At 43.3% G+C, this 12,945-nt stretch carries 16 protein-coding genes; 8 read left to right on the top strand and 8 right to left on the bottom strand.

The window, feature by feature from the left end:
* Window positions 1–98: 98 nt before the first annotated feature.
* From MHH93_RS16165 to MHH93_RS16130, 8 genes are all read left to right on the top strand, one after another.
* Complete coding sequence (locus tag MHH93_RS16165; RefSeq protein ID WP_500054845.1) at window positions 99–974, top strand: helix-turn-helix domain-containing protein; 876 nt, start codon at window positions 99–101, stop codon at window positions 972–974.
* A gap of 411 nt (window positions 975–1,385) precedes the next feature.
* Complete coding sequence (locus MHH93_RS16160) at window positions 1,386–2,036, top strand: phosphatase PAP2 family protein (protein ID WP_500054844.1); 651 nt, start codon at window positions 1,386–1,388, stop codon at window positions 2,034–2,036.
* A gap of 242 nt (window positions 2,037–2,278) precedes the next feature.
* Window positions 2,279–2,782: a DedA family protein gene (locus tag MHH93_RS16155; RefSeq protein WP_500054843.1), complete on the top strand. Its 504-nt coding sequence runs from the start codon at window positions 2,279–2,281 to the stop codon at window positions 2,780–2,782.
* Between the two features lie 45 nt (window positions 2,783–2,827).
* Window positions 2,828–3,394 carry a class I SAM-dependent methyltransferase gene (locus tag MHH93_RS16150; RefSeq protein WP_500054842.1) on the top strand — a complete coding sequence of 189 codons (567 nt, stop codon included), beginning with the start codon at window positions 2,828–2,830 and terminating at the stop codon, window positions 3,392–3,394.
* A 90-nt stretch (window positions 3,395–3,484) separates the two neighbouring features.
* Entirely contained in the window at window positions 3,485–4,165 is a 681-nt protein-coding gene (locus MHH93_RS16145) for a response regulator (protein WP_500054840.1), read from the top strand.
* Entirely contained in the window at window positions 4,158–4,640 is a 483-nt protein-coding gene (locus MHH93_RS16140) for a HAMP domain-containing protein (RefSeq protein WP_500054839.1), read from the top strand. The genes MHH93_RS16145 and MHH93_RS16140 overlap by 8 nt, the downstream gene beginning before the upstream one ends.
* On the top strand, window positions 4,609–5,253 hold the full coding sequence (locus MHH93_RS16135; protein WP_500054838.1) for a sensor histidine kinase: 645 nt from the start codon (window positions 4,609–4,611) through the stop codon (window positions 5,251–5,253). Before MHH93_RS16140 ends, MHH93_RS16135 begins: the two co-directional genes overlap by 32 nt.
* A gap of 34 nt (window positions 5,254–5,287) precedes the next feature.
* Window positions 5,288–5,875, top strand: coding sequence for a class I SAM-dependent methyltransferase (locus MHH93_RS16130; protein ID WP_500054837.1), 588 nt, complete (start codon window positions 5,288–5,290; stop codon window positions 5,873–5,875).
* 67 nt (window positions 5,876–5,942) lie between these two features.
* On the opposite strand, the gene MHH93_RS16125 is transcribed toward MHH93_RS16130, so the two are convergent.
* The 8 genes from MHH93_RS16125 to MHH93_RS16090 all read right to left on the bottom strand — a co-directional run bounded on the left by MHH93_RS16125 (window position 5,943) and on the right by MHH93_RS16090 (window position 12,885).
* Window positions 5,943–6,335 (bottom strand): hypothetical protein, encoded by a 393-nt coding sequence (locus MHH93_RS16125; RefSeq protein ID WP_500054836.1) that lies wholly within the window; start codon window positions 6,333–6,335, stop codon window positions 5,943–5,945.
* A 24-nt stretch (window positions 6,336–6,359) separates the two neighbouring features.
* Window positions 6,360–7,142: an SDR family NAD(P)-dependent oxidoreductase gene (locus MHH93_RS16120; RefSeq protein WP_500054835.1), complete on the bottom strand. Its 783-nt coding sequence runs from the start codon at window positions 7,140–7,142 to the stop codon at window positions 6,360–6,362.
* Window positions 7,143–7,248: 106 nt separating this feature from the next.
* A complete protein-coding gene (locus MHH93_RS16115; protein WP_500054834.1) occupies window positions 7,249–7,827 on the bottom strand; it encodes a TetR/AcrR family transcriptional regulator in 579 nt (192 codons plus the stop codon).
* Between the two features lie 61 nt (window positions 7,828–7,888).
* Complete coding sequence (locus MHH93_RS16110) at window positions 7,889–8,887, bottom strand: NADP-dependent oxidoreductase (RefSeq protein WP_500054833.1); 999 nt, start codon at window positions 8,885–8,887, stop codon at window positions 7,889–7,891.
* Between the two features lie 306 nt (window positions 8,888–9,193).
* Entirely contained in the window at window positions 9,194–10,279 is a 1,086-nt protein-coding gene (locus MHH93_RS16105; protein ID WP_500054832.1) for an alkene reductase, read from the bottom strand.
* Between the two features lie 64 nt (window positions 10,280–10,343).
* Window positions 10,344–11,102, bottom strand: a complete 759-nt coding sequence (locus MHH93_RS16100; protein ID WP_500054831.1) for an SDR family NAD(P)-dependent oxidoreductase — start codon at window positions 11,100–11,102, stop codon at window positions 10,344–10,346.
* Window positions 11,103–11,368: 266 nt separating this feature from the next.
* Window positions 11,369–12,157, bottom strand: coding sequence for a TrmH family RNA methyltransferase (locus MHH93_RS16095; RefSeq protein ID WP_500054830.1), 789 nt, complete (start codon window positions 12,155–12,157; stop codon window positions 11,369–11,371).
* Window positions 12,158–12,183: 26 nt separating this feature from the next.
* Entirely contained in the window at window positions 12,184–12,885 is a 702-nt protein-coding gene (locus MHH93_RS16090; RefSeq protein WP_278299144.1) for a potassium channel family protein, read from the bottom strand.
* Between the last annotated feature and the right edge of the window lie 60 nt (window positions 12,886–12,945).

Below are 12,945 nucleotides of genomic sequence, written 5' to 3'. Positions count from 1 at the left end.
CCCCCTTATTCCCTTCACAATACACAATAATAAAGCGCTTTTATGCGTTCATCTTGTGCTAAAATAAAACTATCTTGCGCATGATAAGGGAGGTATTCATGATGTCCATCATCCTGGGAGAACAATTTAACTTAGCTTGTCGTCGTACATCCAAGACTACGTTTCGCGAAGTGTTCCATGCTCATTCGCAGATGGAGATAACCTATATCCACGAAGGATATGGACAGTTGATAACCGAGGGACAGGTGTTCTCCCTTGAACCTGGTATGCTCATGATTTTTAGACCTTTTCAATTGCACCACGTCCAGATTCAAGTTTCCAGCCAGCGGCCTTTCATTCGGAACGTGCTCATGGTTGAGCTTGAATTACTGAAGGCACACTGGTCGCAATTTATCGTTACTCACCACTTCATACAGGATCTGCTGGGAGAGCAATCCCCCATTCAGCCCATCAGACTTGCTGCCACTTCCCCACTCATTCAACGCATGGAACAATTCGATAAGACCTATCCAGAACTACTACCTCATGAAGCTGGGGAGGATACTTGTCTCTTTGTACTCGATTCACTTACGCAACTTCGTTACTTATGGAAAGATGTTTTCCTTCAGAATCCAAAGGCCCCTGCCGCAACCAGCTCAGTAATCCTTCATCCTCATGCCGAAGCTGCAATGCAGTGGATTGAACAGCATTATTCAGAGCCTTTCCGTTTGGAGCAGATCGCAGATGCACTTCACCTATCTCCTTATCACCTGTCTCATGTCTTCAAAAAAGCGACCGGCACCACCATCGTTGCTTATGCCCAAGCTACCCGCATTCGTCATGCCTGTGTGCTGCTCACCCGTTCCTCACTCACCGTTCCCGAAATCGGTCATCGTGTCGGTATGACCAGTCCGTCCTACTTTTGTAAAGTATTCCGTAACGCCACAGGGTCCACACCGCATCAATATCGGCTCAAGGTACAGGGGAGGAAGTAATGGATCACAGCAACAAGAAAAAAGCGAATACAAGAGTAAATTAGCAGGGGTGGTCACAATTGTAATGAAATTTTTTAGTAAATTGTACTCAGAATATTTACTGATCCCACGACCTCTACGTTTATTGTTTCTGTGGGCATGGATTGTTTTGTTTTTTGTTGCTGGTGCCAAATTCAGATGGTTCTACTTCCTACAATAACCTGCCGAAAAACCTGTTCTCATCGGAAATAAAAAAAGAGCTGAGTCGTCATGATGACGTCTCGGCTCTTCTTGATTTCATCCGTGCATACCACTCCTTTTCGAGAAACATTTCACTTGATATTCAGAATTTCTTTAGAAAATCCCTCTCAAGTTCTTCAGAGTTTATCTCTACTATGGATACATTGATAGATCCGTATAGGAGTTGAGCATTTGAAGCTTTCCAGTCCGTCATCGACCAAATCAGTCTGGCTTTCACTGCTTTGGCTTGCAGCCATTCCAATTTTAAATATCTTCTACGGTGTACTAAATCGCCCTGGGGATCATGTCTATAGTCTTGCAACGCCCCTCGATTCCATGATCCCTTTTGTCCCGATATTTTTCCTCCCTTATGTATTATGGTACCCGTTCATTACAGGTGCATTAATAGCACTTGCTTTTAAGGACAAGCGAACCTATTTTCAGACGCTCATTGCACTCTGTAGCGGTCTGGTGATCTCATACATCTTCTTCGCTCTGTTCCAGACAGCAATTGAGCGCCCGGACATCCGGGGTGAGAAAGGAATTCTTTTCACGATGGTTGATTACATCTACCGTAACGATCAACCCTACAACTGTTTTCCGAGCATTCATGTGTTAACCAGTTATCTGCTCCTTAGAGGAACACGTGTATTTGGACGCGTGATATGGGCGATGACTTCCATCCTATCCATTCTTATTATGATGTCTACCATACTGGTGAAACAACATGTCATCGTAGATATTGCAGGTGGCATCCTGGTTGGCGAGCTTTGTTTCCGCTTGGCTGGAACATCTCTCCATGCTCTCTCAGCCCGTATAAATCGATTCGATTGGAGCGATTAGCCCGACTCTCTGCCCTGATCGATTCCCTGTTGAATATGACATACCTATAGATCGTATATCACAGCCTATGAATATATCGACCTGTTCAAGTCTTGCCAACTAAGTTGGCAAGGCTTTTTTCTAATATACGTCATTGTTTGGCTTTACTTATGTATTCTTTAGATTTTCTTCAGAAATATGCTCATTAATTCCTTAGTTTTTTTCATTAACATTGCTATATCAACTAGAGAGGAGGCAAAACAATGATCAGTAATACGATCTTAGAACTGCTTCATCAGTATGGATATCTGATTTTTTATTTTGCCTTCTCATTAGGGCCTTTCGGCATTCCCATTCCGAATGAGATCACAATTATTAGCGGTGCCATTTTAGGCCAAACCGGAGTTATCAATTCATGGATCACATACTTCTGTATTTTATCAGGACTACTAACGGCCATTACCTTTGCTTATTTTGCAGGTAGATTATTTGGAAACAAGATAAAACACAGATTTCAACATCATAAAAATTTCATCAAGGCTGAACTGATTCTGAATAAGAGTGGCCAATGGGCGATGTGCATCGGTTTATTCATTCCAATTGTGCGATATATTCTCCCTTTGCTTATTGGAATGAGCGGTGTGCAGTATCGGAAATTTGCTCTCATCTCATACTCCAGTGCTTTGTTATGGACCATAACGTATTTTACAGCGGGAATCTACTTTGGCGGTCCTATCTTATCCAAGCTTCAATTATTACATTTCTAACTGCTTTTGCTAACACACCATCACATATACGGAGGAACCACACACATGAATTCCAATCAACCACTATTATTTCTGAAAAGCTTTCTTCAAAGCCCCAAACATGTTGGCAGCATCATTCCCAGTTCCCGGTTTCTCGCCAACAAAATGGTGAATCAAGCCTCTTGGCTGGAGGCAAAAGCAGTCGCCGAGCTTGGATCGGGTACAGGTGCCATCACTCGTTATATTCATCAACAGGCACAGGACTCCACCAAAGTGCTATTGTTTGAGATGAACGATACAATGAGGAATAATCTTCAGAAGGCATACACGGAGTTCTCCTGTTATCCAGATGCCGCTCGATTGGTTGAATCCATGAATCAAGAGGGAGTTCAGCAACTGGATTACATTTTTAGCGGATTGCCCTTCTTCAACTTTGAGCCTGAATTAAGAGCTACGTTAGTAGAGCAGATCCATAAAGCACTCAAACCTGGAGGATTATTCATCTCCTTTCAATATTCACTTCAAATGAAAAAATTATTATCCGAACACTTTATCATCGAAAAAATAGAATTAGTGCCTTTGAATGTGCCGCCTGCGTTCGTTTATGTCTGTCGCAAAAAGGAAACAATTTAAACATCCCTGACTATCGTTTACACTGATGTTATCCTCTTGATAAAAAGTTAAAAAGTTATCTGGATTAGAGCAAAAAAGGAGTGTTGAATCATGAGTACCATTCTTGTTGTTGATGATGAACCCGATATCCGTGACGTCATTCATGTTTATTTACGTAACGAAGGATACAAGGTCATTGAAGGAGCCAATGGTGAGGAAGCGCTAAATATTATCAATACAATATCGGTCCAACTCGTAATACTTGACGTCATGATGCCCATTATGGACGGCATCAAAGCCTGCTTCAAAATAAGAGAAGTATCTACCACTCCAATCATTATGTTATCCGCCAAGGAAGAAGACATTGATAAAATTACAGGCCTGACTACCGGGGCAGACGATTACATGGTCAAACCGTTTAATCCGCTAGAATTACTGGCTCGCGTTAAGGCTCAGCTCCGACGTCAAACATTGATCGGAAAACCGGAATCGAGTTCACTGATCCTCATTAAGGACCTTGTCATTGATACAAGCAAACATTCAGTAAAGTTAAAAGAGAATGACATTTCACTAACCCCTCTGGAGTTCTCCATTCTGGTGTTACTTGCGAGTCATCCCGGACAAGTATTTAGCTCTGAGAAGATTTACGAGACTGTATGGAAAGAACCTTATGGCTATTCCGATAATACGGTGATGGTTCATATTCGTAATCTGCGAGAAAAGCTGGAATTGACTCCACGAGAACCTCAGTATATTAAAACGGTATGGGGGGTAGGTTATAAAATTGATTAAACGATTACAGCAATCCAAGCAAACGAAAAAGATACAGATCCATATCCTCAATCGAATGGTGATCAGTTTTGTAATTTCTATTGTCGGATCAGTGATTATCAATAATATCCTTATTACGATTGTGGCAAAAATCAGTGAAGGTTTGGAATGGAACTGGATTCTCAACTACTTCCCTTATATTCTGACACCTATATTTATCCTAATCTTTACGTTTACTTTTTTGGGTTCTACACGAAAAATTGTAAGAGATATCATTTCACTGGAGCAAGGGCTTCAAATCATATCTGAAGGTAATTTAAACTACAGGGTTTCTGTAGTTCGACAAGATGAACTTGGCCGGGTCGCTTCCAACATTAATCACATGACTGAACAGTTACAGATGCAGATCATCAAGGAGCGCGAGTTGGAACAATCCAAGATGGACATGATCACGGGTATCTCTCATGACGCTTACCAGCATAATCGGGTATATTGAACTTCTTAGAACAGAATCCTTTCAAGACAAAGCGGAGTATGACCGTTTTATCCAGAATACCTTTAACAAAGCAACGCATTTGAAGAAGTTACTCGATGATTTATTTGAATACACACGTCTTAACGCAGTGAACACCCAATTGGATTTGAAAAGTGTTGACCTATGTCAGCTATTGGATCAATTGTTGTTTGAATTCGAGCCTTTAGCTCAGGAGAATGGGGTTCATATTGAGAAAAAACTCGGCGATGCTCCAATCATGGTTTCCCTGGATAGTGATAAAATTGCACGAGCCATCGACAATCTTCTCATGAATGCACTGAAGTATTCCTTTAAACCGGGTACGATTCATGTTCGAATGAGTGTGCGGCATAATCACGTTACCATTGAAGTAGAGAATAAAGGCATGCCACTAACAATAGAACAAAAAAACAGACTGTTTGATCGCTTTTATAAGGTGGATTATTCGAGGAATAGCGAAGGCATTCAATCAGGATCTGGTCTGGGTCTTTCTATTGCGAGGAACATTGCGGAGTTACACCAGGGGTCTTTAACACTACAACATACACTTAACGTATTTATCTTCCAACTAAACTTGCCTACCAACATCAAGTGAACTATTAATGCATTTAATCATGGAGGATACCACGATGAAAACACCAGAACCATTTCTTTTCCTACAAGGATTTCTGAGTAATCCCAAACGAGTAGGCAGTGTCCTGCCCAGTTCCAAATTTCTAGCTCGTAAAATCGTCCAATCTATACGATGGGATGAGATCAGAACTATTGCCGAGTTGGGGCCAGGAACAGGTGCCGTCACACGTCTCATGAGAGCACATTTACCGAACTCGGCAACCGTGTTTTTATTTGAAAGAGACCCCAAAATGAGAAGTAATCTGAAGAGGACATATCCTGAATTCATGTTCCATTCGAATGCATCCTATCTGTTGAAACGAATTCATCAAGAACATGTGCAACAGCTGGATAGTATCATTTGCGGACTGCCTTTTTTTAATTTCTCCAGAGAAATGAGACAAAATATCCTGTCACAGATCCATACAGCGCTGCGACCTGGAGGCACATTAGTTTTGTACCAGTACTCACTTCATATGAAGAAACAATTAGCTGAATTATTTGAGATGGAGAAAATTCAATTTGAACCCTTTAGCTTCCCGCCTGCTTTTGTGTATGTTTGTCGTAAAAGACAAGATGAAGGAGCCAGTGAAACGAGCGAATGAGAGAAGGCGGATTGCTTTATTACTACAAAACTCAATTGAATTATGTAAATGATGCTTCGCTACCTTCTCATTTTACGGTTGCCAGCCAATGGTATGCCTCATCTATGTCATGAAACTCTTGAGATGGATTGGATATGTCCATTCCTGAGAGCATTCGGTTTGCACTCGATTTAGCTATCGCTTTATGGGGAACAAGCAGTGCTGAATACTTAAGTCCTGCTTCAAGTGATCTCGGATACCACTCTTGTGCAACCCATTCTTGGTCATCTGGCGAAATAACGGCCAAGTGACGGCTATCGTATAACGCCTTATTCGAGCGCTTTTGCACCGCTAACTCCAACAATTGATTTAGTGGTGTACGATAATGTTCACCTTGTGCAAAGCTCTTCCATTGTAAGATAACTACTTTATTTTCCTCATTCCATGAAACGGATGCTTGGGGGGAATCATAAAAGATCAAATCGACCAGCTCCTTTTTAAATGTTTAATGTCCTGTCTTGTCCTGTGTGGATCTTATCATGCGAGTCATCATCTTACGCGGCAACAACCGCGGCATAAACGCAATGAATCGGTTCCGAGCACCAGGCATAATTAACGTCTTGCCACGCAAGAAACCTTGATACCCTTCTTCAGCCACCTGTCCCGCTTCCATGATGGGACCCTGCAACATCTTCGAGACACCCATACCCGAACGATCAACAAATCCGGTAGATGTCAGACCTGGACACAGTGCCGTTACCGTAACGCCCGTTCCGCTTACTTCATTCTCCAAAGCCTCGGTGAACGATAGTACGTATGCCTTTGTTGCATAATATACCGACATCATCGGTCCAGGGAAAAAACCTACCAACGAAGCCACATTCATCACGCCACCTTGCCCACGTTGAATCATCTCCGGTAAGAATAGCTTTGTCATGATGGTTAAAGCTTTGATATTTATGTCAATCATATTGACTTCCTGTTCCAGATCCGTTTCCATAAACGTCCCGAACAGACCGAAGCCTGCATTATTGACAAGATAGTCAACAACAATGCCCTTTTCCTTCAGCTCATTATAAATCTCCTGTGGTACCCCAGGTGCTGCTACATCTTTGGCAATAACCGTCGTCTGAATGCCATACTTTTTCTGATACTCCTGAGCTAGATCCTGTATTTTATCCTTGCTTCGTGCTACCAGCACAATATGATGTCCGCCTTCGGCAAATCGATCTGCTAACTCTTTACCAATCCCACCTGAGACCCCTGTGATGAGAACTGTCTTTCTCATGTCGTTACCTGCCTCTCTTTTCTTTTCTTTTCTTTTCTTTTCTATAACATATGTTCATCTGAAACACCCATATTAGAACGAACATTCTTAAAAGTTAGAAAAAAGACTACCTTAGTATGAGATCCATGGATAGCGTCCCTATACGAAGAAGTTTTTCCTCGGTTATTGAAGTCTTGGCCATTACCCTTAATCCAACGCCTACATTATGCAGATATTCCGCCAATACCTCGGCGCTGTATTCCGTTGTGAATTCACCTTCTTGCTGCCCCCACACAATCATGTCCTTGATTAGTTTCTCCGTATTCGTAAACATCTCCGTCGATCGGTTGTTCATGTCTTCATCGCGTGCCGCCAATTCGACGGTAGAATTGACAATGAAGCAGCCTGATGCTGGAGGTTCCTCTCCATGAATTAAAGAAGCAAATATAAACTGAAGTGCTTCCTTTGCCGTTTTGGAACGCTTCACACCTGCTACAAGGGCGGAGCTGATTTTGTGCTCATACAGATCTACTGCCTTCAGAAACAAAGTATGTTTATCACCAAATGTGTCATACAAACTTTTGCGATGAATTCCCATATGATGGACCAGATCCGTCATAGACGTCTTTTCATAACCTTGTTTCCAAAAAAGTCTCATCGCTTTATCCAGAACAACAGACTCTTCGAACTCTTTGCTTCTCGCCATTGGCTTTCCTCCTGTTCAGAAGACGAACATTGAATAGCATGAGCATCATCTTAACGAGACTTTAAAAGGTAACAATGACTTTACCCTGGGAGTGACCCGTGGATACTTTAATCAATGCCTTTTCAATATCATCAAACGAATACGTGGAATCGATCGAAGGCTTAATGTCTTCCTTTTCTACAAGAGCTGTAATCTCTTGCAATTGAACCCCACTGGAGTGCACAAATAAAAAACGATATTCATTTTGGTTCTTACGCGCTAACGAATCCAGGCGTGCACCTACAAGACCAAATAGTGCTCTCTTCCATAATGGGAATTGACTGTCCACTGCAAAGCGATAATTGGGTCCAGCCTTCAAAGAAACTAACTTGCCCTGTGGTTTCAAAATGCTAAGTTCGGCTTTGATCTCATCCGCACCCAAAGTGTCGATCACATAATCGATTTCGGACAGAATGTCAGCATAATGTTGAGTTTTATAATCAATGAATTGATCTGCTCCAATAGATAGTGTACGTGCTCTGCCTCTTTCGCTTCCACTTGTAATCACTGTTAATCCCATGGACTTGGCAATCGGGATAGCCATTGAACCGAAACCACCGGTTCCTCCAGGTATAAACAGCTTTTTATTCGGTTCAGCTCGAAGTACATCATGCAAAGCTTGATACGCCGTCAGGGCAGTAAGAGGTACTGCAGCAGCTTCAATAAAGGACAAATTCTCCGGCATCATGGACAAAGCATCTTCATGCACGGCTGCATATTCAGCAAAAGCACCAATTTTATTTAGAGGTAACCTTGTGTAGACCGAATCTCCCACTTTAAAATTCAAAACATCATCACCAACAGCTTCAATGATACCTGATAATTCATTACCTAAAGTTAAAGGTAAGTTATAGTCGGCAATCATCCGAACACTGCCATTCATATTCAAGATATCCAGCGGATTTACACCCGCAGCTTTTACTCTGACAAGGACCTCATGGCTCTGAATCTGAGGTATGTCAATATTATTGATCTCCACTTGGATTTCTTTGGAGTATTTCTGTATTTGGACTGCTCTCATCAGTTATCCTCTTCCTTTGCTTATAGACTATATAAGTTGAACTAAAGATTATTTACACTGACACTACGATGACAGAACAACCCTCCAATCGCTGTTATCCCCAGATTTTTTGATCCCCTTTCTAAAGGGAAAATCCTTTGATAAAGGCGAGGTGTATGCTTCCGAAGTAGCTTTCTTTCAGAAAGCTTGTAGCTTCACTTTTTCAGGCTCTTTCTGTCCTCTACGTTATCGTGTAAATGATTAGTTCACCTAATGTAGGAACATGGCGAACAAGGTTCAGTTGTACGCCATGCTCCATGGTTGGTGCTAGTGTTGCCCCTCTTGTGACTTCAATTCATCCAACGTAGGATAATCCGTGTACCCTTTACTTCCTGAACCAAAGAAGGTTGCAGGATCTGCTTCATTCAGTGGTGCACCTTGTTGAAGACGTTCCACCAAATCCGGATTGGCTAAAGACCATACACCAACCGGTACCAGATCAGCCAGACCTCGATCTAGATCTGCACTGAGATCTTCTAACGTTCTTCCGGCCCGGTTGACCAACAATGGATTCTGCCAAATTGAACGAATGTCCTGGAGCAGTTCTTCATTTCCAAGATGCATGATATGCAGATAAACCAAGTCCAATTGGGCTAATTCTTTGGCAAGATAACGATAAAGTTCAGGACCTTGTTTCCCATCCTGAATTCCACCAAGAGGTGTTCCTGGAGAGATTCGGAAGCCGGTACGTTCTGCTCCAATTTCTTCGACAACAGCTTTCGCTACTTCAATTGCAAACCGAGCACGATTTTCTATAGATCCCCCATACTCATCTGTCCGCGTATTTGAATTCTCTCCGAAGAACTGATTGATCAAATATCCATTGGCTCCATGAATTTCGACGCCATCCGCCCCTGCTTCGATCGCTGCGGCTGCTGCTTTACGGAAATCGGCGATGGTCGTTTGAATATCCTCCTGACTCAATTCCCGGGGAACGGGGATATCCTGCATCCCTGTAGCCGTAAACATTTCTACACCCGGTGCGATGGCAGATGGAGCAACCGGTTGGCGATGATGCGGGGTATTGTCCGGATGTGACATGCGACCCGCATGCATTAATTGGATGTATACATATCCGCCAGCTTCATGCACCGCATCCGTTACCCTTTTCCATCCATCAATATGCTTGTCAGTATAGATGCCAGGTGACCACAAGTAACCCTGTCCGTCATCAGATGGTTGTGTACCTTCCGTAATCAGGAGTCCCATGGTGGCACGCTGAGCATAATAAAGTGCAGCCAACTCTCCAGGTGTACCATCTTCTTGCGCCCGACTGCGTGTCATGGGTGCCATCGCTAGTCGATGAGGCAATTCCATGTTGCCAATCTTTGTTTTACTCCATATCTTTTCCAATGGGATGTACTCCTCTTCTTATTTAGAGATTTGGTAAAAAGATGTATGCGTGGATGCTTCTGAATTAACTTAGTTCTGAGATCACTGGGTACATCGGAGCCGTCAGTTGGAAATCATAGTTCTGGTCTACAATTCCCACAACCACATCGTTGCGATCATACAGATCTAGCATGAAGCTCGCCATTTCTTTAGCTGTATGGTACTTGGACATATTGGCTTTGTAATCAAATCCTTCAGCATCTATTGATTTTTGTACAAACTCTGTTTCCGTGATCGCTGGTGCAAGCACCTTCGCTTTCAGTTTTGCACCTTTCAGTTCCAGTTCTTTGGCAAGACCTTCCGTGAAGGCACTAACGTAGTATTTCGATGCAGAGTAAGCAACACTGCCTACAGCAATGGCATATCCAAGTGCGGATGAGACGTTAATCAATTGAGTACCTTCGACATTCGCATAATCTCGTACATACAGTGTAGAAAGGATGGTCAACGATTCGATGTTAACACGCAGCATGGTCTCTACTTTATCCAGATTCTGTTCAGCAACGAACGAACCTTCTCCAAGCCCTGCATTATTGATCCAAGTCTCGATTTCATATTCCTTCAAATCGTTATACAATGCGTAAGCCTCTGCCGTAACAGACAGGTCACTTGTGTGAACAATAACACTCACTTTAGGGTTGATACTCTGAATGGTGGATTTAAGCTCTTCCAACTTATCCAATCTTCTCGCTACCAAAATCAAGTTTTTACCCCGAGCTGCAAATGCCAATGCCGTTTCATATCCAATCCCTGAACTTGCTCCTGTGATTACTGTATATTTCATCTTATTTCTCTCCCTCGTATTCTTTAGATTAAAGTGATTTTAGTTTTGAGAACGATCGTTCTTTATTGTGCAAAAAAAAACAGTTAGATCTAACTTGCTGTTAGCATATCATTTCTAGAACGGACAGTAAAGAATTATTTTGTCCGAGAAGTTACTTGGAACGAACTTAAATAAGAATAGAAAAAGACTGGAAATTGGATTGCATCAATCTTCAATCCGTATCCAGCCTTTGTACGTTTAGTTCAGCAAGATATTTATTTTACTACCTACACCATCCGCTGCCTCATCGCCTCAAACAACAAAATCGTTGCCGCCATTGCTGCGTTAAGCGACTCTGCCTGTCCCTGCATCGGAATTGTAATCGCATCATCCACCAAGCGTGCCGTAGCATCCGAGATGCCTTTGCCTTCGTTACCAATGACAAGCCATACCGCCTGCGTAAAATCATAACTATAACATGAATACTCTGCCTGCAAAGAAGTACTTACCAGCTTCACGCCCGCAGCCTTCGCTTCGGGAAGCAAAGATTCCAACTGGCCCTCCACGATGGGCAAATGAAACAATGACCCCATCGTCGAGCGAATCGTCTTCGGGTTATAGACATCAGCACAGCCCGCGCCAAGTACGACCCCAGCTGCTCCAGCTGCATCCGCACTGCGAATAATCGTTCCCACATTACCCGGGTCCTGCACCCCATCCAGCACTACGACAAGCCCGCGCGCGCCGCCAATGAGGCTTTCCAATGGCTCACTGCCTTTACGCACAATCGCGAATACAGGCTGTGGTGTCATTGTATCTGTACATTTGGCGATAACCGCAGGAGATACACTTACCCACTCCACACGCTGTAGTGGGTTTTCAAGCCCGGACAGTTCGCTAGGTACGCCTTGCTCCCCGTCGTACACAATGCACTCCAGATCTGCTCCGGCGCGCAATGCTTCCTGTACCAGATGAATGCCCTCAATGATATATTTATGTTGACGGGTACGATGCTTTTTCTCCAGCAGCTGTGCCCATTCTTTTACACGTGTATTTTGCGGTGATACAATATCCATCTTTCCATCCTTCCCATCTGCATCCATCACTTCGGATATGCAAGCTCCATTTTCGTCAAATGATCTTTATGGCCCACAATGACCAGCACATCACCAGCTTCAATCCGGTCCTCCGCGTACGGCGAGATGTTCATCGAGTTCCCACTACGAATCGCCATGACGTTGCATCCAAAACGTGCACGGATGTTTAATTCCATCAGGTTTTTGCCGATCATTTGCTCGGAAGCTCTCATCTCCAGAATGCTGTAATCCTCAGATAACTCAATGTAATCCAGTATATTAGGCGAGGTTAGATGATGGGCTACGCGCAGTCCCATATCCCGCTCAGGATAGATGACTTTATCAGCGCCAATCTTCTGCAGCACCTTACCATGAAGCTCATTTTGAGCTTTTACGATCAGCACCGGTACACCCATATCTTTCAATATCAAGGTTGTCAGGATACTCGCCTGTATATCTTCACCAATTGCCACAACGACAACATCGAAATTCCGTATGCCCAGCGCACGCAGCGCTTCTTCATCTGTTGAATCTGCCGATACCGCATGGGTTACCACATTGGACATCTCCTGCGTCCGCTGCTCGTCCGCATCAATTGCCAGCACATCGAATCCCATACCGCTCAGTGCATTGGCAACACTTGATCCGAACCGTCCCATGCCAATTACGGCATACTGTTTCTTCGCCATTAGGGTCTTAACCTCCCGCTGCACTTCAGCATGACGCATCATTACGGATACCCATGCTAACGTAAATAATCCTTCGTAGTATACCACAAAGCCCGATAA

The organism is Priestia sp. FSL H7-0729 (assembly GCF_038005685.1).
Classification (GTDB): domain Bacteria; phylum Bacillota; class Bacilli; order Paenibacillales; family Paenibacillaceae; genus Paenibacillus.
The sequence above is the reverse complement of the archived record's forward strand: the minus strand, read 5'-3'. Positions and strand labels throughout refer to the sequence as shown.